We start from the raw sequence: 22,535 nt of genomic DNA on the forward strand, positions 1-22,535 counted from the left end.
GATGAATCCTGCTGATGCAACATATGCGACATGACCGACGGGTCATCAAGCCCTTAGCGAATCAACCATTTTAATGCATATCTATGCATAAAAGTGGGACATTTTAATGCACGACAATGAATAAAAGTGGCACAAGCACCCTCACTCCCCCGGCTTTTCAACCAGATACTTCCAGTACTTCATCGGCATGTTCGACTTCTGGAGCCGGGAGTCCTTTCTGTCAGCGATGGCTATTGAGCTGAAAAAGACCTTCCAGAGCGCCTGCACCTTCATTTCGTCCTCGCTGTGGGGCGGGTTCGTAAACTCTTCGATGGCGCCGAAACGGAGCTCCCGCTGGTGCCAGCGGGCGGCGGTACGACGGCCAGCATCATAAATAAACCAATCCTCCGCCTTGAGCCTCCTGCTGAAATAGTAGGCAAGCGGCTGGAGGATGTTGCTCTCGGGCTCCATTCTGGCGAGGTAGGCTCCGTCACGGAGCTTTTCAAAGCGCAGGAGTCCTTTCATGCGGTGCAGCTCACGAGATGTTTTTTTTGCAGTTGCGACAATGTCCTTCACTGAAGGGTCGGTGAGAAAAGCGTTGACGTCCGCTCCGCTTTGGAGCGACAGCATGAGGTAGCAAACGAGGCTCCCCTCCATCCCCTTTTTTTCAGCGAGCAGGAACGTGAAGAGCGTTCGGGCCGCTTCGGGTGCATCGTGGCGGAGCCGCAGGAAGAATTCCGAGGCCCTTTCGGCATCAGTCGGCACCATCGCCCCCTCCTCGAACAGGGTGTCCTCCCGTACAGCGAGCACAGCCTCCTCCGGGTGGGCATCGGTATCGAGAATGAAGGAGATGGCCGAAAGCAGGCCTTCGGCGGTTCCGTCGTAAAGATAGCTGTTCATGCAGGCATAGGGGAAAGGCCGGGAAGCACAAGCTGGCGTGGCTCCGACGGCGGTGAAAGGAGCCGATGCTCGCGAAGCAGCGGAGGAGTTGGCTGCGCAGGAAGACGGCTGTCATCGTTGACGGAGATGAATGCCGAGTAAGGACTTCCGAGCACGGCGGAACTGAGGAACAGCCCCTCAATGTAGTTGCGGCGATAGAAATCGAGCGTAAGGGAGACGACCTCCACCGGGATGAACGAGACGCGCTCCACCTGGCTGCTCCTGCACTTGACGCAGTATGCGCAGTCATAGGAGCAGTCGTTGGAAAGAAGGATCTTCAACAGGGATATGCAGCGTCCATCGTCGGACCAGCCGTGGCAGATACCACCCGAAGAAGCGTTGGCGTTGGCGGTGCCGGAGGACGCGCCATTCCGCCGGCTTCCGCTGGAAGCGCACATTGCATCATAACGCGCCGCGCCCGAAAGAATACGCAGTTTGGAGAGGGTGTCCATACCCTGAATATAAAAAAACAAGCCGCCCTTAAAGGCGGCTTGTGCGGGTATTTTCTGTCGGCGTAGCGGGATTTGAACCCACGACCCCTTCCACCCCAAGGAAGTGCGCTACCAGGCTGCGCTATACGCCGATACATGTCAATGCGGGTAGAAAGTATAAAAAAAATCTGTGGATTACTATAATATTTTTTCCCTTCAGCACCAGCCAGCGGAGCACCCGCTCGCCTCCAAGCAAAAGTTGTCAACATCAGTCCACATTTCTGTCAGAAAAAATCAGATCCAGCCTGGTGACGCAAAACGATACAGCGGAACCCGGAAGAAACCGGTATTACAATAAAATAAAACAACTTAACCGATAACCAGAATCACCTGTCGGCACAACACTCCATTGCAGACCTGAGAGGGTGGACAGTTGTTCCACAAGTTGTCAACATTCTTTCAACATTGTGGACAACTTGTGGAACAGCAGAGAGGGCGGGGCTTTCGGGGCTTCAGCGGCGCAGAAAACGATGCTTCAGGTATTCCACAACGGGAGGAAGGATGGAGAAGATTATGATGGCGAGGATCAGCAGCTTGAAGTTCTCCTGCACGAACGAGAGCTGCCCGAAAAAGTATCCGCTGTAACAGAAGAGTCCGACCCAGAGGAGAGCGCCCGTGATATTGAAAAGGATGAAGCGGCCGTAGGCCATGGCGCCGATGCCGGCGACGAATGGAGCGAAGGTGCGGACAATCGGCACAAAACGGGCGATGATGATGGTCTTGCCGCCGTATTTCTCAAAAAAATGCCTGGTCTTGATGAGGTGTGAGGGGTTGAAAACCATTGAGCGCTCGTAATCGAACACCTTTGGGCCTACCTTGTGGCCTATCCAGTAATTGAGGGTGTCGCCGAGCACTGCGGCCGCGAAGAAGACAAGAAAGAGCAGGTGCGGATCAAGGGCGGAACCGGCGACAGATGCCAGCGACCCGGCGGCGAAGATCAGCGAGTCACCCGGCAGGAACGGCGTGACGACAAGGCCCGTTTCAGCGAACACGATGAGGAAGAGGATCAGGTAGAGCCAAAGACCGTACTCTGCGGCAAGCACCTGGAGGTGGGTGTCGATATGCATGATGAAATCGACGAGGGCGCTTGTGAGGTCGAGCGGCGAATAGTGCATCGGGAAAGGGGGGGGTGGCTGAAAAAAAGTATTATTAGTTATTATATTAACTTTTCTCTTCCCGCAAAAGAACTGATGCACCCCATGAGCTATTTCCCGACGAAGCGATGCCGGCTCTATTATGAGGATACCGCTGAATCGGATCCTTCGGCCCAAGGGCGCCCTGCAGTACTCTTCGTCAACGGCTGGGCCATCTCCGCCCGGTACTGGAAGCCGGTGGTGGAGCTGCTCTCCCCCTCCTACCGCTGCATCACCTACGACCAGAGCGGAACTGGACGGACGGTGATCAAAGGCCACAGCCCGTCGTTCACGATTGCGGGGTTTGCCGAGGAAGCCGGGGCACTCATCGAGCATCTCGGTCTCGACCGTTCGAAGAACCTCCACATCGTCGGCCACTCGATGGGCGGCATGGTGGCAACTGAACTCGCGCTCCGTTACCGGGACGCACTGCTCTCGGCAACCATTATTGCCTGCGGCATCTTTGAAGAGACCCCCTACACCTCGCTCGGGCTCTTTTTCCTCGGTGGGCTTATCGATGTCTCCCTGAACTTCCGCAACATCTTCCAGGCCGGCCCGATGAAGACGCTCTTCATAAAGCGCGCAGCGGCAAAGGACATCGGCAAAGAGTACAGCGACATCATCATAGAGGACTTCACCAGCTCAGACCGCGACGCGACAATCGCCGTGGGGAAATTCTCGATCGACCCCGAAGCACTGCGGGCATACACGCGCCATGTCATAGAAATCCCCTCTCCGGTGCTCTGCTGTGTCGGCATGGAAGACCACACCATCCCTCCCGAAGGGACCATAACGCTTTACAATACCCGAAAGAAAAAGTCTTCGGCACCGACAGCACTCCTCAAGTTCCAGGACCTCGGGCACCTGCCGATGCTCGAAAACACGGCTGGATTTGCCGATGGTCTAAAAAAACATTTTGATTCCTCGTCTCTTTTTCATAAAAAGGCGACAGCCCCGATAGGATAACGCCAAAGCAATGGATGCAACAATTTCAAGACTGAACCTGAACGTGCACACCTCATTAGCAAGACTCTTCGTCATTCTTTCTCTTTCTCTAGCAGCCATCGCCTCGAACCCGCCCGAAGCCCGGGCAGGCGCATCGATTCTTGGCCTGCCGAGCCTTGAAGAGCTCGAAAACCCGAACCCGGACCTCGCATCCCTCGTCTATTCAGAAGACGGTGTGCTCCTCCACAAGTTCTTCCTGAAGAACCGGACCTTCGTCCCCCTGCGTACGATTCCGATGTCGGTCCGCAATGCGCTGATCGCCACCGAGGATGTGGAGTTCTACCGCCACTGGGGCGTCGACATGCGCCGCCTGGTGCTCGCCATGGGCGAAAACATCCTGAAGGGCCGAACCCGCTGGCACGGGGCAAGCACCATCACCCAGCAGCTGGCAAAGAACCTCTTCCTGACTCAGGAACGGACCGTCACACGCAAAATGAAGGAGTTCGTCACGGCCGTCGAACTTGAAAAAACCTACACGAAAAACGAGATTCTCGCCCTCTACCTCAACACCGTCTACTTCGGATCGGGAGCCTACGGGGTCGAAGCCGCTGCACGGACCTACTTCGGCAAGCCTGCGAGCCAGCTGACGCTGCCGGAGAGCGCAACCCTCATAGCAACCCTGAAAAACCCGACCGCCTACAACCCGGCCAAAAATCCCGCAGGCTCCATCGGCAGACGGAACCTGATACTCTCGCTCATGGCCAAGGAGAAGTTCATAACCGCGGCACAGGCTTCGAGGGCAAAACAGGCAAAGCTGGCACTCAAGTACACCCCGGCGACCCACCACGGCGAAGCACCGTATTTCACCGAGTACATCCGCCAGACCGTAAAACCCGCTTCGATGCTCGGTGATGTGAACCTTTACCGTGACGGGCTGACCATACAGACCACCCTCGACAGCCGCATGCAGAAGTATGCCGAAGAGGCTGCCAGAGAGCACCTTGCAAAGCTTCAGGCTACTTTCGACCTGTCCTGGCGCTGGACTGAACCGCTGAAGAACCAATTGATCCGCGAAAGCGCACGCTACAAGGAAATGCGCGAGGAGGACGGCCTCACCGACGCCGCAGCCATGGCAAAACTCAAGAGAGACAGGGTCTGGCTGAACGGCCTGCTCCGCGACAAGACCCGCATTCAGGTCGCACTCGTGGCGATAGACCCCTCCAACGGTCACGTAAAAGCCTGGGTCGGCGGCAACCAGTTCGCCTCCGAGGACTACAAGTACCAGTTTGACCATGTCTGGCAGGCGCGCCGCCAGCCCGGCTCGACCTTCAAGCCGTTTGTCTACACAGCAGCGATAGACAAGGGCATCCCAGCCAACTTCCAGGTGCTCGACAAGCCCCTCTCGCTGCAAAGCGGAGGCGGCATATGGTCGCCCCGGAACTCGGACGGTTCTTCGGGTGGATGGACCACACTGCGCTCGGCCATTGCCCGCTCACTGAACCAGGTGACGGTGCGCCTCGCCTATGAACAGCTCAGCACCGCCGACATCATCAGCTATGCCAGAAAGATGGGCATCTCTTCTCCCATTCCCTCGAACCTCTCCATCGCGCTCGGCACGGCAGAAGTGTCTCCGCTTGAACTGGCAGGCGCATTCTCTACCTTCGCCAACAACGGTGTATGGAACCAGCCGGTGTCGATTCTGAAGGTTGAGGACAAGAACCACCATGTCATCTCTGAATATGTACCCAACAGCCGCTTCGCCATCGACTCCACCACCAACTTCGTTATGGTCTCGATGCTGAAGGACGTCATCAATAAAGGCACCGGCATCGCAGTCCGGGCCCGCTACGGCCTTGAAATGGAAGCTGCCGGAAAGACCGGTACAACCCAGAGCCTCCGCGATGCATGGTTCGCCGGCTTCACCCCGCAACTGGTCGCAGTGGTCTGGACCGGGTTTGATGATGAACGCATAAAGTTCACCTCCATGGAGTACGGCCAGGGCGCACGCGCATCTCTTCCGATATGGGCGGGCTTCATGAAGCGCTGCTACACCGATCCCGCACTCCGCCTTGAGAACCGATATTTCCGCATTCCTGAGAACGTCATCGCCGTGCCGCTATCGTCGACATCCAACCGGCCCTCCGACCTGTTCGACAGCGATGTCTATATCGAGTACTTCACTCCGAAAGGGTTCGAGAACTATCAGAAGCATCCCGATCGTACGCAGAACGCCGTACCGGACTCCTCTATGAATCCGGCGGCCATTCCCGCTGAACAGCCTTCACTCTAACACAACCACAACCGCGCTCCCATGCAATCTGTCCTGGTACTGGATTTTGGATCACAATACACCCAGCTGATCGCCCGCCGCATCCGCGAACTCGGCATCTATTCCGAAATCCTCCCATACAGCACAACGCCTGAGGCCATACGGGAACATAACCCCAAGGCGATCATCCTCTCCGGTGGCCCCACGAGCGTCTACGGCGAATCGGCCATCCTGCCCCATCCCGGGATTTTCTCGCTCGGCCTCCCCGTTCTCGGCATCTGCTACGGCCTGCAGGCCATCGCAAACCATTTCGGGGGCTCGGTTGAAAGCTCTTCTAAGCAGGAGTTCGGCCGTGCAAAAATACTGGTTGACAGAACGGAAGGACACGAAAGCATGCTGTTCAAGGGCATTCCGGATTCAGACGTATGGATGAGCCACGGCGACAAGGTGACCCGCATGCCCGAAGGGTTCCGGATCACGGCAAGCAGCGGCAACTCGGAAATGTGCGCCATCGAGAGCTTCGGCCCGAAGGCCGCGCTCAAGGTCTACGGCCTGCAGTTCCACCCCGAGGTACAGCATACCCTCTACGGCAAGCAGCTCCTTTCGAACTTCCTTATCGATATCGCCGGCATCCGGCCCGACTGGTCGTCGAAAAGCTTCATTGAGCACCAGATCGAGGATATCGGCATGCGCGCAGGCAAGGCGACGGTCATCTGCGGCATCAGCGGCGGAGTTGATTCCACTGTGGCGGCTGTCCTTGTCAGCAAAGCCATCGGCAAACAGCTGCACTGCGTCTTCGTCGACAATGGCCTGCTCCGCAAGAACGAAGCCCGGAAGGTGATGGAGTTCCTTAAACCCCTCGGCCTGAACATCACCCTTGCCGACTCCGCGGACCTGTTCCTCGGACGCCTTAAAGGGGTGGCCTCTCCCGAAAAGAAACGCAAGATCATCGGCCGCACCTTCATCCGCGTCTTTGAAGAGCATATCAACGAGGAGAAGTTCCTCGTCCAGGGGACCCTGTACCCCGACGTCATTGAAAGCCAGAGCGTGAAAGGACCTTCGGAGACCATCAAGTCGCACCACAACGTGGGCGGCCTGCCGAAGCGCATGAAACTGAAACTCATCGAACCGCTCCGGGAACTCTTCAAGGATGAGGTTCGCGCCGTCGGCCGCGAGCTCGGCATTCCGGAAGACATCCTTATGCGCCACCCCTTCCCGGGCCCGGGCCTCGCCGTCAGGGTGCTCGGCTCACTCAGCAGGGAGCGACTCGACATCCTCCGTGAAGCCGACGAAATCTATATCGACGAGTTGAAGTCCAGCGGCCTCTACCAGCAGGTATGGCAGGCGTTCTCCGTACTGCTTCCGGTCCAGTCGGTCGGCGTGATGGGCGACAAGCGCACCTACGAGAACGTGCTCGCGCTGCGTGCCGTGGAGTCCACCGACGGCATGACGGCCGACTGGGCCCACCTCCCGCACGACTTCCTCGCAAAAGTATCGAACCGGATCATCAACGAGGTCCGCGGCATCAACCGTGTCGCCTACGACATCTCATCGAAACCCCCGGCCACAATCGAATGGGAATAATACAGTAGCATGCAGCAGAAAAATGCTTACGGGTTTCTTGCCGGCGTCATCATTGGAACACTAGGCGGCCTTATCGGGCTGGGCGGTGCTGAGTTCCGCCTGCCGCTCCTGATTGGATTCTTTGGCTTTCCGGCACTGGAAGCAGTGATTCTGAACAAGGCGATGAGCCTGGTGGTCGTAGCATCAGCGCTGCCGTTCAGGGCAGGGGCTGTCTCATGGAGCCTGCTTGCCGAAAACTGGCAGATTGTCATGAACCTGCTTGCAGGAAGCCTGCTGGGAGCTTGGACGGGTGCGGGATGGGCCACAAAGCTTCGATCAAAAGGGTTATACAAAATCATTGCCATCCTTCTTGTCGTCATCGCAGCCATAATGATCAGCAGCCATATGATGGAGGGTGCCGGCAGACCGATGCTGGAGAACGCTCTACTGCTGGCACTCAGCGGAGCAGTTGCAGGGTTCGCCATCGGCGTTGTTGCCGCCCTGCTCGGTGTTGCCGGCGGGGAACTGCTTATCCCGACGCTCGTGATTCTCTTCGGCGTCGACATCAAGCTTGCCGGCAGCCTGTCTCTAGCCGTCAGCCTGCCAACCATGCTGGTCAGCTTTACCCGTTACAGCCGCGACCGGAGTTTTTCAGTCCTCGGCGCCAATAAGCCGTTTCTCTTCCTTATAGCGGCGGGCTCCATCGCCGGAACCTGGATTGGAGGCCGTTTACTCGGCGTTGTTTCTGAAACCGTACTGATCCCGATGCTCGTCCTGCTTCTGCTGCTGTCCGCCCTCAAGGTATGGAAGCACCAGTAAACACCTCCACCAAGAACATCCATTGTAACGAGAAGGCATGAAAGAACTCCTCCTCATCAATATTTCAGGCCCGGACCGTCCGGGCCTCACCGCATCCATCACCGGGGTGCTCTCCAGCCACCTGATTCCGGTGCTCGACATCGGCCAGGCCGTCATCCACGACCATCTCGCACTCGGCATGCTGGTGGAAATCCCCGGCGGATCGGACTCGGCCGCCATCATGAAGGACCTCCTCTTTAAAGCGCACACCCTCGGCCTGCAGCTCACCTTCACGCCGGTCACCGAGACCGAGTACGCCCGGTGGGTCGACGAGCAGGGCAAAACCCGCCACCTGCTCTCGCTGCTCGGACGCAGGATCACCGCAGAACACCTCGGACAGGTGACTTCCATAGTCACCGCCCACGGCCTGAACATCGACACCATAAACCGCCTCTCCGGGCGTGTCCCTCTCGAAAACGGGACGAATGAGGACATAACGAAAGCCTGCGTAGAGTTTTCGGTGCGCGGCACCCTCCAGAATGAAGCGAAGTTCCGCGAGGAACTGCTCATCGTCACCGACACGCTCGGCATCGACATCGCATTCCAGGAAGACAACATCTTCCGCCGCAACCGGCGCCTCGTGGTCTTCGACATGGACTCAACCGTCATCACCTCCGAGGTGATCGACGAACTGGCCCTTGAAGCGGGTGCAGGGGCTGAAGTGTCCGCCGTTACAGAGCGTGCGATGCGCGGTGAACTGGACTTCTCTGAAAGCCTCCGCCAGCGGGTCATGAAACTGCAGGGACTGGAAGAAGGTGTCCTTGAGAAAGTCGCCCGGCGCCTCCAGCTCACCGAAGGAGCCGAAACCCTTTTCCATAACCTGCACAACCTCGGCTTTAAAACAGCAATCCTCTCCGGCGGGTTCAGCTATTTCGGCAGGTTCCTGCAGAAGAAGCTGCAGGTCGACTACGTCTACGCCAACGAACTGGAAATAAAGGACGGCAAACTCACCGGAAAGGTGATCGGACCGGTGGTGGACGGAAAAAGGAAGGCGGAACTTCTGGAGCACATCGCAGGGAAGGAAAACATCCGTCTCGAGCAGACGATTGCGGTCGGTGACGGGGCCAACGACCTCCCCATGCTCGCAAAGGCCGGACTGGGCATCGCCTTCCGCGCCAAACCCATTGTGCGCGAAAGCGCCCGACAGGCCATTTCAACCCTCGGCCTCGACGCCATTCTCTACCTCATGGGCTTCCGCGACCGCGACAACCTGCGATAATCTCAATACCCGCCCGACCACGAGGACACACCGCACAGACTCCCTTCACGCTGCGGCCCTGAGGGGCTCGATCAGTCGACGTATTCCACGTACTGCTGGAAGTCGGCGGCGGGAGGAAGAGTGATCGCGCCTGAAGTGCAGATCGGCACGCAGCGGGTACAAAGCACCACACAGTTGTAGGGGTTGGCTACAACCAGTTTCGGGCGGTGGATTCCGGCGGGGTCGGGAGGTCCCAGCTCGAATACCCCCGGCCGGCAGAGCACCCGGCAGTCGCCGCAGCCGTTGCAGAGCTCAGGCTTGATGGTCGGGTACCAGGGGATCTCCTCTCTTGGAACCGTGAGGCGTTTCTTCTTTTTTACCTGAGCCTTACTCTCCACCGTTGCGGGTTTCGGGGGGCAGACGGGCGCCGATGAGGAGGCTGGCGGAACCGAGGGCGGGGCAGCAGAAGCAATGGCATCGGCTTCGAAAACGCCCATGGAGCGTGACTTCTGCATCCGCCGCAGAGAGCGGACGGGTCGACAGAGGCAACCCTCGCAGGAGGGTTTTTCACACCGTCCGAAATAACAGTCAAGAATCAGCATACAGAGTCTCGGGACCCCTGGAGGCTCCATACGAAGCCACCAGAGCTCTTGTCGTTACGGGTTCAATGGATGAGTTCCACAAAGTGTTCAAAATCGGCGACAGCCGGAAGCCTTATAGCCCCTGAAGGGCACCGGGGTTCACAACGGGTGCAGAGCACCACGCAGTTGTAAGGGTTCATGACCGTCATCTTCGGACGCCCTGCACCAACCTCAAGCGCGGGGCCGAAGACCCCTGGCCGGCAGAGATCCTGGCACTCGCCGCATCCGTTGCAGAGCTCTGGATCGATCACGGGAAACCATGCAATCTCTTCACGCGGAGCTGTGAGGCGTTTTTTCTGTCGTGGAGTGGTCATTGGGTGGTCATTGGGTGGTCATTGAGAGCGTCATTGAGAGAGTCATTGAGAGAGTCATTGAGAGGTCACATGGTTCGCTTCTCTCATGTGAAAGAACGCTGAAAAGCCTATCCCCCCATCGGTCCTGCACCAGGGGGGTGCAGGCCGGAGAGAGGATGCAAATGTTTCGAGGCAGAACCCTCAGCTCTGTTTCTCGATGCAACGGTCGAGATGGCGGAGCTTGATTTCCACGGCTTCGGCAGCCTTGAGCAGCGGGTAGCCGGTGGGCGGGCCGGTAAGCAGGGGATGGGTGCCGAACTGAAGGGTCAAAAGTTCGTTGATGGTCATCTTCGTCTCGATGATGACACCGATGACATTGATCAGCTCACCTGCGCTGTTGCCGCCGGTGACCGCACCGCCGAGTACGAGGCCGGATTCACGGTTGACGATGAGCTTGACGAACTGCGTAGCGGTGCCGGGCATGGATTTCGGGTGCTTGTCAATACCCTCGAACCCTGCAGACACAACATCGAACCCGCGCTCTTTGGCGAGGCATTCAGTCACCCCGGCAGCTGCGAAGGTTATGCCGCCGATCGCGGTAGAGAATATGGAGATGGTGCCACCGAAGGTGCGGAGACGGGAGAGGCCGAAAAGGTTCATACCGGCGATCCTTGCTTCCGACACGGCTGTTGAGGCGAGCATCAGGCCCTTGACGATGCGGGTGATGAAGGAGAACTTCTCGGCGCAGTCGCCAACGGCGAAGATGTCCTTGTCCTCGGTACGCATATACTCGTCGACACGGATGGCTCCGAGCTCGTTGAGCTTGATGCCGGCTTTTTCGGCAAGTGTGACGTTCGGGGCGTAGCCGGTGGCGAGGATGACGGCATCGGCAGGAACCGAGTCGCCGCTCTCAAGCAGCACCCTTGACACCTTACCCTCTTCCCCAGCAAGCTCATGGACCTTTTCACCGGTGCGGAGCACAATGCCGCGATTCTTCAGGATTCCTTCGGCCTGCAGCGACAGGTCGCTGTCGAATGCGAGGCTGAGCACATGCGGCAGCACTTCAACGAGCGTGATATGTTTACCTTTCTTTGAGAGCTCATCGGCCATCTCGACGCCGATGAACCCGCCGCCGATGATGACGATGCGCTCGCATGATTCAAGGCGCTGACGCACATCGGCAAGATAATTGCGGTCTTTAGGAATGGTGAAGACATTCTGGAGATCGCGCCCCTTGAGCCAGCCCGGCACCCTCGGCAGTGAGCCGGTGGCAATGACGAGCTTGTCGAAGGTGATGGTCACGCCATTGGCTGTGGTTGCGGTCTTTGTCGAACGGTCGAGTGAGACCACCTCGTCGATGAGGAGCTCGACACCGGCACCTTCGATATGTGCATTCGGGATCACGTTCTGCTCGATGCCCTGAAGGGTACCGAACACATAGGGAATCCCGCAGGGAACCACGGCTTCAGCTTCCTTCCTGACGATCAGAAAACTTTTGGCGGCATAAAACGCCTTGCCTGTCGTGGCTGCGGCTATACCGGCGGCACTGCCGCCTATTACGAGAACATCTACGCTCTTTTCCATCATCGTCCCTTCTTATTGTTTTTTTAGTACTGCATTACTTTACGGTTAAACTGCACCAGCTATCCTACGAACTTCTTCAACAAAAATCCTGCATGCTTCCGCCACCCCTTCGGGATTTTTCCCGCCTGCTGTTGCAAGCTCCGCCTTGCCGCCTCCGCCACCCTTGACGGCTGCTGCTACGAGCCGGATAAGCTTTCCTGCGTCGATTCCTTTTTCCTTTACCGCCACGTCCGATGAAAACGCCGCAAGCGAAACCTTTCCGTCGACGACGCTACAGAGCAGGCCGGCCGAAATAGGAAACTGTTCGCGAAGCGCCATGGCCGATGAACGAAGGGTGTCGGCCTCAATACCCTCAAGCACCTTCGTCACGATCCTGCAGCCCCCTATCTCCTCGGCCGATGCCGCATCACGGACGAGGGCATCGATCACCGAAGCGCTTTTGATTCCTGTCAGCTGTTTTTCGAGTTCCTTCTTCTCCTCCTGCAGCTCGGCCAACTTCTCTGCGACAGGCTCGTCCGCCCTCAGCTTGAGCTGCTGGCGCACATTCTGGATTTCTTGGTACTCATTCCAGAGAAGGGTTTCGGCCGCACGGCCGGTGAGCGCCTCGATACGGCGTATGCCTGCGGCAGCGGAGGACTCGCTGATGATCTTGAAGATGCCGATCTGGCCGATGTTGTCGACATGGGTGCCGCCGCAGAGCTCCGCAGAGATTCCCGGCACTTCGACCATTCTGACACGATCAGCGTACTTGTCTCCAAAGAATGCCAGCGCGCCTTTGGCGATGGCCTCGTCGTAAGGAAGGTCGGCATGCTTTGAAACGTGCGCGGCACAGCGGATATGTTCGTTCACTTCAGCCTCAACAGCCTGTATCTCTTCGGGCGTCATTTTTGAAAAGTGGCTGAAGTCGAACCGCAGCCGTTCAGCTGTGACGAAGGAGCCTTTCTGCTGCACGTGACTGCCGAGGATCCGGCGGAGAGCGGCGTGGAGCAGGTGGGTTGCGGTATGGTTGCGTTCGGTCTCCTGACGGAGGAGGCGCTCAACCGATGCCTCAACGGGAGTGGCCTCTTCAATCACTATGTCCATAGGATCGATCTCGGTGTCACGGACCTTGTCGAAGGCGCGGCTGACCACGTGAACGAATGAGTCACCGTCCTTCCGGGTGTCGGTCACCTGCATGCGGTAGGCAGCACTCTCCAGCCATCCCCGGTCGCCTGTCTGGCCGCCGCTTTCGGCATAGAAAGGAGTCTCGGCGAGGACCAGAAGAAGATTGCCCGAAGCATGGGCGGCGCCAATGAGGGTTGAGGGCATTTCAAGGCGGTCGTAACCGAGAAACGTGGTGGCATGGCTGTCGCTGAACCACTGCCAGCTGCCGGCACCGTCTCCGGTCTGCTGTTTTTCACGCCTGTCACTTCTGGCACGGGATTTCTGCTCCTGCATGCAATGCTCGAAGCCTTCGCCGTCTACCTCGAGACCCGCTTCAGACGCAAGAAGCCTGGTAAGATCGAAAGGGAACCCGTAGGTATCATACAGCTTGAAGGCATCTTCTCCCTTAAGCATCCTGCCTCCCGCCCGGGAGGTAACGGCCGCCAGTTCAGCGAAGATTTCCATGCCGCGGTCCAGCGTGGTGATGAAGCTCTCCTCTTCTGCCCGTATGATGCGCTCGACCGCATCACGCCGGTCGCGGAGTTCTGCGAACACGTCACCCATGGAATCGGCAAGCGTACCGACAAGCTGATGGAGGATGGGGCCACGGCATCCGAGGTCCCTTGAATATCGAAGCGCCCGGCGCAGGATGCGGCGAAGCACATAGCCGCGCCCTTCGTTCGAAGGCATGGCGCCGTCGGAGAGAGCAAAGGTGAGGGTGCGGGCGTGGTCTGCTATCACCCGCATGGCGATATCCTGGCGCCCGTCCATGGATGCAGTGTAGGTAACGCCCGTCAGCTCCGAGAGGCGCTGAAAGAGCGGGAGGAAAACATCCGTATCATAGTTGGAGGCCTTCGACTGCATGACGGCGCAGACACGCTCAAAGCCCATGCCGGTGTCGACATGGCGCTGCGGCAGCGGCTCAAGCCGTCCATCCGGCTGGCGGTCATACTGGATGAAAACGAGGTTCCATAACTCTATGGCCCGGTGGTCGCCGGCGTTGACGAGTTCTTTGCCGGTTCCGTCGGGGGTGAGGTCGATATGGATTTCCGAACAGGGGCCGCAGGGGCCGGTTTCACCCATCTCCCAGAAATTGTCCTTGTCACCGAAGCGGAGGATGTGGGAGGGATCGATGGAGGTTTTCTCCGCCCAGATGCGGGCGCTTTCATCGTCGTCATGGTAGACGGTGGCGTAGAGGCGTTCGGCCGGCAGTTTCCATACTTCGGTGAGGAGCTCCCAGGCCCAGCTGATGGCCTCCTCTTTATAATAGTCGCCGAACGACCAGTTGCCGAGCATCTCGAAAAAGGTGTGGTGGTAGGTATCGCGCCCCACATCCTCAAGATCGTTGTGCTTGCCCGACGCGCGGATGCACTTCTGGGTGTCGGCGGCACGGGTGTAGGGCCTCGTGCCCTTGGCAAGAAAGACGTCCTTGAACTGGTTCATGCCGGCGTTGGTAAAAAGAAGCGTCGGGTCGTCGGCAGGGATGACCGGAGCTGAACGGACGATGGTGTGGTTCTTTGCGGCAAAAAAATCCAGGAAGGACTGCCTGATTTCTCGGGAATGCATAGCGAGGATGAATCTGGTTTCTGTAGGGCCGTTCATGCCTTGACATGTGCCTTAGAGGCGCAATGGGCTGGCTCTTTCGGCCACAAAGTTAACCTTTTTACGTCCTTGTTGCCAACTAAATATGTATTGTTTTTCACGCCGGTAACCATCACTTCCGGCGGCAGAGAGCTGCAGATGCAATCCCCCCATCTTCCGTAAAAAAGACTTATATTCATGGAGCCCCCCGCTCCGGGGGGCCATACTGAACACCAAAGGGAGGATCGCTATGAGCTGGGGAGTTGAAGATGAAGCCCGCCGCAAAGGGGTGAAAGCGTTGATGGATCTTTCCGAAAAGATCATGCGTGAAAACCCGAATCACGTCAACGATGTCAAAAAAAGCGACAGCGGATGCTGGATGGAACAGATGTACGGCATGCAGCGCTGCGACTTCTGCGACCTCGCCTCCGACTGCCCTATCCGCGAAGAGTCCGAGTGGCAGGCCTATCTGAAGGCGAACAACATCGTCATTGAAAAAAATCCAGACAAAGAGGAAGGGGCGGCGCCCGCCGACCTGAGATAGCCGAGGCTGGATATTCGGGCTTGCGTAAGCCCGAATGATGCCTTATATTCTATCCTTTAGCGTAGAATGCACAGGTGGCGCCCTGTATCTCTTCACCCGCCAGCAATACATTTCACCATACAGCGACCCGATGAACGCCATGAGGGGATGTTCACCGCTGGGAGGATTTTGCTGTTTATCAACCTTGAAAAGTAATTAAGGGACAATGACTGACACAAAAACGACAAAACGACAGGTCAATGTGACATCGAAAACCAGCGTCACGGTGCTCTTCGCCGGTGACTCTGGAGACGGCATGCAGCTGACCGGCACGCAGTTCGCCAACACCGTCGCGGTGTACGGGTCGGACCTGAATACCTTCCCGAACTTCCCCTCGGAGATCCGCGCCCCGGCCGGCACGATCTCGGGCGTATCGGGCTTCCAGATGCAGTTCGGCAGCACAGCCGTCTATACTCCCGGCGCAAAGTTCGACGTACTCATCGCCATGAACGCAGCCGCACTGAAGTCGAACATCGACAAGCTTCACCACGGCGGCATCATCATCACCGACACCGACGGATTCGATGCCAAGAACCTGAAGCTCTCGGGCTACGGCGAAGGCAACAGCCCGCTTGAGGACGGATCGCTTCAGGACTATACTCTCTTTGAAATCCCGGTCGTCTCACTCACCCGCGCGGCACTTGCCGACACCGGGCTCAGCGTGAAGAACATCGACCGCTGCAAGAACATGTTCATCCTCGGCATCCTCTACTGGCTCTACAGCCTGCCGATCGACACCACCGTCAAGACCCTGCAGACAAAATTCAAGAACAAGGCCGACATTGCCGATGCCAACATCAAGGCAGTACAGGCCGGCTACAATTTCGGTGACGAAACAGACATGTTCGCACAGTTCGGTCGCTTCGAAGTTGGTCCTGCAGAGATGAAGAAGGGCACCTACCGCCGCGTCACAGGCAATGAGGCAGCGGCAATAGGCCTAGCTGCCGCATCGAAGAAAGCCGGCCTGAAACTCTTCCTCGGCTCATACCCGATCACCCCTGCTACCGAGATCCTCCAGGCGCTCGCCAACATGAAGAAGTGGGGCGTAAAGACCTTCCAGGCTGAAGATGAAATCGCCGGCGTGCTCTCAAGCATCGGCGCATCATACGGCGGCGCGCTGGCAGCAACAAGCACATCCGGTCCGGGCCTTGCACTCAAATCCGAGGCGCTCGGCCTTGCCGTCATCATGGAGGTACCGCTTGTCGTCATAAACGTGCAGCGCGGCGGCCCCTCCACCGGCCTGCCGACCAAGCCCGAGCAGTCCGACCTCTTCATCGCCATGTACGGTCGCCACGGAGACGCACCGGTTCCCGTGATTGCCGCCTACTCGCCGGTCGACTGCTTCTACGCAGCCTACGAAGCCGCAAAGATCGCCGTCGAGCACATGACCCCGGTCATCTGCCTCACCGACGGATACCTCGCATTCAGCTCCGAACCGATGCTGATTCCCTCGCCCGACAGCCTTGCTGAAGTGAAACCTGTCTTCGCAAAGCCCCGAAACGAAGGCGACGCCCCCTACCTGCCCTACAAGCGCGACCAGCGCGGCGTAAGGGAATGGGCCATTCCCGGCACCAAGGGCCTCGAGCACCGCATCGGCGGACTTGAGAAGGCCAATGAAACCGGCAACGTCTCGCACGACCCTCTGAACCATCAGCTGATGACGGATCTCCGCATGGAGAAGGTTGCCAGCATCGCCGACTGCATCCCGCTCCAGACCATCGACAACGGTCCCGAGAAGGGCGACCTACTCGTGCTCGGATGGGGTTCGACCTACGGCGCCATAAAGATTGCCGTCAATCGCGCCATCGAGGCGGGACACAGCGTTGCACACGCACACCTGCGCTACCTGAATCCCTTCCCGAAAAACCTCGGCGAGATTCTCAGGAACTACAAGAAAGTGCTCATCCCCGAGAACAACTGCGGCCAGCTGCTGCTCATGATCAGGGACCAGTTCCTCATCGATCCTGTAGCCTTCAACAAGGTCGAGGGACTGCCGTTCAACGAGATGGAAATCGAAGCAAAAATCACCGATATCGTAAAGGAGCTTTAAATCATGACCGATACACTAACCACCCTGACCGCCAAGGATTTTACCTCCAATCAGGAGCCGAAATGGTGCGCGGGCTGCGGAGACCATGCAGTCCTGCAGCAGCTGAAAAGCGCTATGGCCGATTTAGGCCTCAAGACTGAAGAGGTTGTCGTGGTATCCGGCATCGGATGCTCCTCCCGCCTCCCATACTACGTGGCCACATATGGGGTGCACGGCATCCATGGCCGCGCCCTGCCGGTTGCCAGCGGCCTGAAAGCCGCCCGTCCCGAGCTGAACGTCTGGGTAGCAACCGGTGACGGCGATGCCCTGTCCATCGGCGGCAACCATTATATCCACACCATCAGGCGCAACCCTGACCTGAACGTGATCCTGCTCAACAACGAGATCTACGGTCTGACCAAGGGCCAGTACTCTCCGACTTCAAAGATCGGTCAGCGCACCGTCACTTCACCAAACGGCCTGATCGACCACCCGATCAATACCATTGCCCTGACCCTCGGAGCAGGCGGCACCTTTGTGGCAAGGGTGACCGACCGCGATGGCAAGTTCATGCGCGAAATCTTCAAGCGTGGTGCAGAACACCGCGGCACCTCGCTGATTGAAATCTATCAGAACTGCCCGATCTTCAACGACAATGCCTTCTCGGCTTTCACCGACCGCGAGCGTAAGGCCGACACCACGCTGTATGTAGAGCATGGTCAGCCGCTGGTATTCGGCAAGGAAAGCGACAAGGGCATCCGCCTCGACGGCTTCAAGCCGGTCAAGGTGGACCTCAACGACTCCTCGGTCTCGAAAAACGACCTCTGGATCCACGATGAGGGAGACTTCAACAAAGCCAACATCCTCTCACGCTTCTTCGACGATCCGAATGCTTCAGAGGACTTTCTTCCGAGACCCTTCGGCATATTCTATGTGGAAGACCGCTTCACTTACGAAGACGCGCTCACCGCACAGGTCGAAAAAGCTCAGGAGAACGGCGAAGGTACCCTCGAAGCCCTGCTGGCAGGCAACAGCACCTGGACCATCAAGTAACCCCTCCCTGAGCAAACAGGACGGGGCAACACAGGAAAAGCCGGCTTCACAGCCGGCTTTTCCTGTTTATCACCTCATCCAGGAACGATAAGTCAGGGACACCCGGGACCAGTCGGGTGTTCAGCCCTCGTCATTCCATACGCCCATGGCGGAAAACTTTTCGATCCGGTTATTGACAAGCTCCTTTTCCGGCACCGGCATAAGCGCCTGCAGTTCTTCGATGAGCATACCCTTCAAGGTGGAGGCCATAGCCTCGGGATTTGTATGCGCACCACCCATCGGTTCAGGAATGATGCGGTCGATGATACCCTGTTTCAGCAGGTCTTCTGCTGTGAGCTGCAGCGCCTCGGCCGCCTGCTCCTTATAGTTCCAGCTCCGCCACAGGATGGACGAGCAGCTCTCGGGGGAGATGACCGAGTACCAGCTGTTTTCAGCCATGAGAATGCGGTCGCCGACACCAAGACCGATTGCGCCGCCGCTTGCGCCCTCACCAATAATGACGACGATAACCGGAACAGTAAGCTTGGCCATTTCATAGAGGTTCCTGGCGATAGCCTCTGCCTGTCCGCGCTCTTCAGCCTCGATGCCGGGAAAGGCACCGGGGGTATCGATGAGGGTTATGACAGGCTTCCGGAACTTCTCGGCGAGCTTCATCAGCCGGAGAGCCTTGCGGTAGCCTTCTGGCTGGGCCATGCCGAAATTGCGGTAAAGGTTCGACTTGGTATCGCGCCCCTTCTGGTGACCGATAACCATGACCGGCTGCATGAAGCCTGATGCACGGTCTTCCAGACGGGCGAACCCGCCGACGATGGCCTTATCATCGCTGAAATGCCGGTCACCGGCAAGTTCAACGAAGTCGGAGGTCATCATGTAGATGTAGTCAAGCGTATAGGGGCGTTCAGGGTGGCGGGCCAGCTGCACCTTCTGCCAGCGGGTAAGGTTTTTGTAGATCGACTGGCGCAGAGCGTCGACCTTCATTTCCAGCGTTTCAATTTCTTTCGAGAGCGCATCGCTCTCCACGGGTGCCTGTTCGCGGGAGCTGCTCCGGAGACACTGGCGCATCTCGTTCAGTTTAGCCTCCAGTTCAACAACGGGCCGTTCAAAATCCAGCACGACTTTCGTAGCCATAGTGCGAAGTATAAGGTAAGATGGTCGCCCCCGTTGCCCCGACTGGGGTCCGGAAGCGGTTAGAGATAAAAAAAGTCCATCAGGCAGATGCCCGGATGGACTTTTTTATAATAATACAGCACAAAGCGGGAGAGGAGTGATTATCCACCGACCTCATCCTTAAGCGCCTTGCCAGGCTTAAACTTCACAACTTTCTTGGCAGCAATGGTGATGGCCTCGCCGGTCTGGGGGTTGCGGCCCTGACGTGCAGCTCTGTCGCCCGTGGTGAAGGTGCCGAAGCCAACGAGAGTGACATCGTCGCCACCCTTGAGGGAGGAGGTCACGACATTGATGAAAGCGTTGACTGCGCGCTCAGCATCGACTTTGGTGAGTTTGGCCTGTGCGGCAATCTTCTCTACTAACTCAGCTTTTGACATGTGGCATTGTTTTTTGTTGAAATAAATCCCGATCAATAATGCAAAGGTACTAATGGAATGAATTTAAACAGTACTTCATAAAGATGCAATCTGTTTTTACCCATAAAAGCCAATAGATTCGGCGATTTGAAGTTCGCCGTGCGCTATGTTATATTCACTATCTTTGATTCGGGGGTTACAGAATGACGCCCCGGTACGCAAATATTTCACCTGAGCAATGACGTCAATAAGCAATATCTCCAAAGGTTCCATCATCCGTTTCAAGGGGGAACCCCATATCGTGGAAAGCCTTGTGCACCGCACGCCGGGCAACCTCCGTGCATTTTACCAGGCGGGCATGCGCAACCTCAAGAGCGGCCGCAACGTCGAATACCGCTTCAGCGCCACCGAGTCCGTCGACCTCATCGTCACCGAACGCAAGGAGTACCAGTACCTCTATCCTGACGGAAGCGACTTCGTCATGATGGACAATGAAACCTTCGACCAGATCAATGTCCCCGAATCAGCGATCGGCCCTGCTGTCCGCTTCCTCAAGGACGGTGTGAACGCCATGATTGTGTTTTCCGACGACGGAACAATCCTCAGCGTCGAACTTCCGACCTTTGTCGAAGTTGAGATCACAGAGACCAGTCCTGCCACAAAGGACGACCGCGCAACCAGCGGCACCAAGACCGCGGTGATTGAAACCGGCGCCGAGGTCAATGTTCCCATGTTTCTACAGACCGGCAGCATCATCCGCGTCGACACCCGCAGCGGGGAGTATATTGAGCGGGTCAAAAAATAACCTTAAGCCCCACCTATCATGAATCTCAGCGAAATCAAACAGCTCATCGGCCTCGTTAACGGCTCTGATCTTCAGGAAGCCATCATCGAAGAAGGTGATTTCAAGATCATCCTTCGCCGTAACGTACCCCAGAGTGTGCAATACGCACCGGCTCCTGCTCCGGCAGCAGCTGCAGCACCAGCACCCGCCGCAGCTCCGGCGCCTCCCCTCGAAACCACCCTCACCGCTCAGGCAGCAGGGCTCATCGACGTCTGCTCTCCGATCGTAGGCACATTCTACCAGGCATCCTCACCTGATTCTGCACCGTTCGTCGCCGTCGGCGACACCATCAAGAAAGGCGATATCCTCTGCATCATCGAAGCAATGAAGCTGATGAACGAGATCGAAGCCGAGATTTCCGGAACTATTGCCGAAATCCTTGTTGAAAACGGCCAGCCGATCGAGTACGACCAGCCGCTTTTCCGTATCAAACCCTAACACATGCCATCCCCTACAACCGTGTTCAAGAAAATCCTTGTCGCAAACCGGGGCGAAATCGCCCTTCGCATCATGCAGACCTGCCGTGAAATGGGCATCAGCACGGTTGCAGTCTACTCAAAGGTAGATGCCGATTCAATCCATGTGAAGTATGCTGACGAAGCTGTCTGCATCGGACCAGCTCTGTCAAGGGAGAGTTACCTCAATATCCCGCGCCTGATGGCTGCTGCAGAGGTCACCAATGCCGATGCAATCCATCCCGGTTACGGGTTCCTCGCTGAAAACGCCGATTTTTCAGACGTCTGCGCTTCTGCCGGCATCAAGTTCATCGGGCCCTCAGCCAGGATGATCAACCAGATGGGCGACAAGAACACCGCCAAGTCGACCATGATTGCCGCCAACGTCCCGGTCGTTCCCGGCAGCCCCGGCCTTGTCACCGACCTCAAGGAAGCCATTGAAGTAGCGAACAAAACCGGATACCCGGTCATCATAAAGCCAACCGCCGGCGGCGGAGGCAAGGGCATGCGTGTCGTTCATGAAGAGAGCCAGCTTGAAAAGGCACTTAACACGGCAAGAAGCGAAGCTGAGCAGGCATTCGGCAACAGCGGCGTCTATATCGAGAAGTTCCTCGAAAACCCCCGCCATGTCGAAATCCAGATTCTTTCGGACCAGCACGGCAATACGATACACCTCGGTGAGCGTGACTGCACCGTACAGCGCCGCCACCAGAAGCTGATCGAAGAAACACCATCTCCGGTCGTCGACGAAGCGTTGCGCAAAAAGATGGGCGACGCAGCTGTCGCAGCCGCAAGGGCGATCAACTACGAAGGCGCCGGCACCATCGAGTTCCTGCTCGACCGGCACAAGGACTTCTATTTCATGGAGATGAACACCCGCATCCAGGTGGAGCATCCGGTCACCGAAGAACGCTACGATGTGGATATCGTGAAGGAACAGATCCTTGCAGCTGCCGGTGAATCCCTCAAAGGACGGGTATTCACCCCAAAGGGCCACTCCATCGAGTGCCGCATCAACGCTGAGGACCCTGAGCACATGTTCCGCCCCTCTCCCGGCAAACTTCAGGTGTTCCACACCCCCGGAGGTCACGGGGTGAGGGTCGATTCGCACTGCTACGCAAGTTACGTAGTGCCGTCCAATTACGACTCCATGATTGCAAAGCTGATCGTCACCGCTCATACCCGTGAAGAAGCCATCGAACGTATGTCACGCGCGCTCGATGAGTTTATCGTCGTCGGCATAAGCACCACCATTCCCTTCCACAAGCAGGTGATGCACAACCCTGTATTCCGCAGTGGCGACTACGATACCAGCTTCCTCGACAGCTTCCGCTTTGAAAAGAAGTAAGCAGGGACTGTGCCCCGGAGTTTTCCGGTTTCTGCACGCAGTGGCATACGTCGCTTTTACAAAGGCCGCCCCGATAGGCGGCC

At 57.4% G+C, this 22,535-nt stretch carries 19 protein-coding genes, 1 tRNA gene and 1 pseudogene; 11 read left to right on the forward strand and 10 right to left on the reverse strand.

Annotated elements, in window-relative coordinates; translation table 11 throughout:
* Positions 1–141 precede the first annotated feature (141 nt).
* The 4 genes and pseudogenes from A3K90_RS03410 to A3K90_RS03425 all read right to left on the reverse strand — a co-directional run bounded on the left by A3K90_RS03410 (position 142) and on the right by A3K90_RS03425 (position 2,524).
* Positions 142–879 carry a TIGR03915 family putative DNA repair protein gene (locus A3K90_RS03410; RefSeq protein WP_303681184.1) on the reverse strand — a complete coding sequence of 246 codons (738 nt, stop codon included), beginning with the start codon at positions 877–879 and terminating at the stop codon, positions 142–144.
* A 140-nt stretch (positions 880–1,019) separates the two neighbouring features.
* Positions 1,020–1,370 (reverse strand): annotated as a pseudogene (locus tag A3K90_RS03415) (putative DNA modification/repair radical SAM protein); the annotation flags it as partial.
* Between the two features lie 57 nt (positions 1,371–1,427).
* Positions 1,428–1,501: transfer RNA gene (locus A3K90_RS03420), tRNA-Pro, on the reverse strand.
* A gap of 360 nt (positions 1,502–1,861) precedes the next feature.
* Complete coding sequence (locus tag A3K90_RS03425; RefSeq protein ID WP_303681185.1) at positions 1,862–2,524, reverse strand: DedA family protein; 663 nt, start codon at positions 2,522–2,524, stop codon at positions 1,862–1,864.
* Positions 2,525–2,608: 84 nt separating this feature from the next.
* On the opposite strand from A3K90_RS03425, the gene A3K90_RS03430 reads away from it, so the two are divergent.
* The 5 genes from A3K90_RS03430 to serB are packed head-to-tail and all read left to right on the forward strand — an operon-like array spanning position 2,609 to position 9,396.
* Positions 2,609–3,508, forward strand: coding sequence for an alpha/beta fold hydrolase (locus A3K90_RS03430; protein WP_303681186.1), 900 nt, complete (start codon positions 2,609–2,611; stop codon positions 3,506–3,508).
* Between the two features lie 10 nt (positions 3,509–3,518).
* Positions 3,519–5,777 carry a penicillin-binding protein 1A gene (locus A3K90_RS03435; RefSeq protein ID WP_303681187.1) on the forward strand — a complete coding sequence of 753 codons (2,259 nt, stop codon included), beginning with the start codon at positions 3,519–3,521 and terminating at the stop codon, positions 5,775–5,777.
* Positions 5,778–5,798: 21 nt separating this feature from the next.
* Positions 5,799–7,340, forward strand: a complete 1,542-nt coding sequence (gene guaA / locus A3K90_RS03440) for a glutamine-hydrolyzing GMP synthase (RefSeq protein ID WP_303681188.1) — start codon at positions 5,799–5,801, stop codon at positions 7,338–7,340.
* 9 nt (positions 7,341–7,349) lie between these two features.
* The gene (locus tag A3K90_RS03445) at positions 7,350–8,138 is read left to right on the forward strand and encodes a sulfite exporter TauE/SafE family protein (protein ID WP_303681189.1); all 789 of its coding nucleotides are present in this window, start codon (positions 7,350–7,352) and stop codon (positions 8,136–8,138) included.
* Positions 8,139–8,175: 37 nt separating this feature from the next.
* Positions 8,176–9,396 (forward strand): phosphoserine phosphatase SerB, encoded by a 1,221-nt coding sequence (gene serB, locus A3K90_RS03450; protein WP_303681190.1) that lies wholly within the window; start codon positions 8,176–8,178, stop codon positions 9,394–9,396.
* A gap of 71 nt (positions 9,397–9,467) precedes the next feature.
* On the opposite strand, the gene A3K90_RS03455 is transcribed toward serB, so the two are convergent.
* The 4 genes from A3K90_RS03455 to alaS form a co-directional block, all read right to left on the reverse strand.
* Entirely contained in the window at positions 9,468–9,977 is a 510-nt protein-coding gene (locus tag A3K90_RS03455; RefSeq protein ID WP_303681192.1) for a ferredoxin family protein, read from the reverse strand.
* Between the two features lie 62 nt (positions 9,978–10,039).
* The gene (locus A3K90_RS03460; protein ID WP_303681193.1) at positions 10,040–10,330 is read right to left on the reverse strand and encodes a ferredoxin family protein; all 291 of its coding nucleotides are present in this window, start codon (positions 10,328–10,330) and stop codon (positions 10,040–10,042) included.
* 180 nt (positions 10,331–10,510) lie between these two features.
* Entirely contained in the window at positions 10,511–11,893 is a 1,383-nt protein-coding gene (locus tag A3K90_RS03465; protein ID WP_303681264.1) for an FAD-dependent oxidoreductase, read from the reverse strand.
* A gap of 45 nt (positions 11,894–11,938) precedes the next feature.
* Positions 11,939–14,602, reverse strand: a complete 2,664-nt coding sequence (gene alaS, locus A3K90_RS03470) for an alanine--tRNA ligase (RefSeq protein WP_303681194.1) — start codon at positions 14,600–14,602, stop codon at positions 11,939–11,941.
* Positions 14,603–14,867: 265 nt separating this feature from the next.
* On the opposite strand from alaS, the gene A3K90_RS03475 reads away from it, so the two are divergent.
* From A3K90_RS03475 to A3K90_RS03485, 3 genes are all read left to right on the forward strand, one after another.
* Positions 14,868–15,161, forward strand: a complete 294-nt coding sequence (locus A3K90_RS03475; RefSeq protein WP_303681195.1) for a hypothetical protein — start codon at positions 14,868–14,870, stop codon at positions 15,159–15,161.
* A 205-nt stretch (positions 15,162–15,366) separates the two neighbouring features.
* Positions 15,367–17,250 carry a 2-oxoacid:acceptor oxidoreductase subunit alpha gene (locus A3K90_RS03480; RefSeq protein WP_303681196.1) on the forward strand — a complete coding sequence of 628 codons (1,884 nt, stop codon included), beginning with the start codon at positions 15,367–15,369 and terminating at the stop codon, positions 17,248–17,250.
* A 3-nt stretch (positions 17,251–17,253) separates the two neighbouring features.
* Entirely contained in the window at positions 17,254–18,282 is a 1,029-nt protein-coding gene (locus A3K90_RS03485; RefSeq protein ID WP_303681197.1) for a 2-oxoacid:ferredoxin oxidoreductase subunit beta, read from the forward strand.
* 120 nt (positions 18,283–18,402) lie between these two features.
* Here the strand turns inward: A3K90_RS03485 and A3K90_RS03490 are convergent, their stop codons facing one another.
* Positions 18,403–19,410 carry an acetyl-CoA carboxylase carboxyltransferase subunit alpha gene (locus tag A3K90_RS03490; RefSeq protein ID WP_303681198.1) on the reverse strand — a complete coding sequence of 336 codons (1,008 nt, stop codon included), beginning with the start codon at positions 19,408–19,410 and terminating at the stop codon, positions 18,403–18,405.
* A 140-nt stretch (positions 19,411–19,550) separates the two neighbouring features.
* Positions 19,551–19,826: an HU family DNA-binding protein gene (locus A3K90_RS03495; RefSeq protein ID WP_303681199.1), complete on the reverse strand. Its 276-nt coding sequence runs from the start codon at positions 19,824–19,826 to the stop codon at positions 19,551–19,553.
* A gap of 217 nt (positions 19,827–20,043) precedes the next feature.
* On the opposite strand from A3K90_RS03495, the gene efp reads away from it, so the two are divergent.
* Genes efp through accC form a run of 3 tightly spaced genes read left to right on the forward strand, consistent with a single transcriptional unit; the run spans position 20,044 to position 22,452 of the window.
* Positions 20,044–20,610 carry an elongation factor P gene (gene efp, locus A3K90_RS03500; protein WP_303681200.1) on the forward strand — a complete coding sequence of 189 codons (567 nt, stop codon included), beginning with the start codon at positions 20,044–20,046 and terminating at the stop codon, positions 20,608–20,610.
* An 18-nt stretch (positions 20,611–20,628) separates the two neighbouring features.
* Positions 20,629–21,087 carry an acetyl-CoA carboxylase biotin carboxyl carrier protein gene (accB, locus tag A3K90_RS03505; protein WP_303681201.1) on the forward strand — a complete coding sequence of 153 codons (459 nt, stop codon included), beginning with the start codon at positions 20,629–20,631 and terminating at the stop codon, positions 21,085–21,087.
* 21 nt (positions 21,088–21,108) lie between these two features.
* Positions 21,109–22,452: an acetyl-CoA carboxylase biotin carboxylase subunit gene (gene accC, locus A3K90_RS03510; protein ID WP_303681265.1), complete on the forward strand. Its 1,344-nt coding sequence runs from the start codon at positions 21,109–21,111 to the stop codon at positions 22,450–22,452.
* The last annotated feature ends 83 nt before the right edge of the window (positions 22,453–22,535 follow it).

The sequence above is a fragment of the Pelodictyon luteolum genome (genome assembly GCF_001622165.1).
In the GTDB taxonomy this organism is placed as follows: Bacteria; Bacteroidota; Chlorobiia; order Chlorobiales; family Chlorobiaceae; genus Chlorobium; species Chlorobium luteolum_B.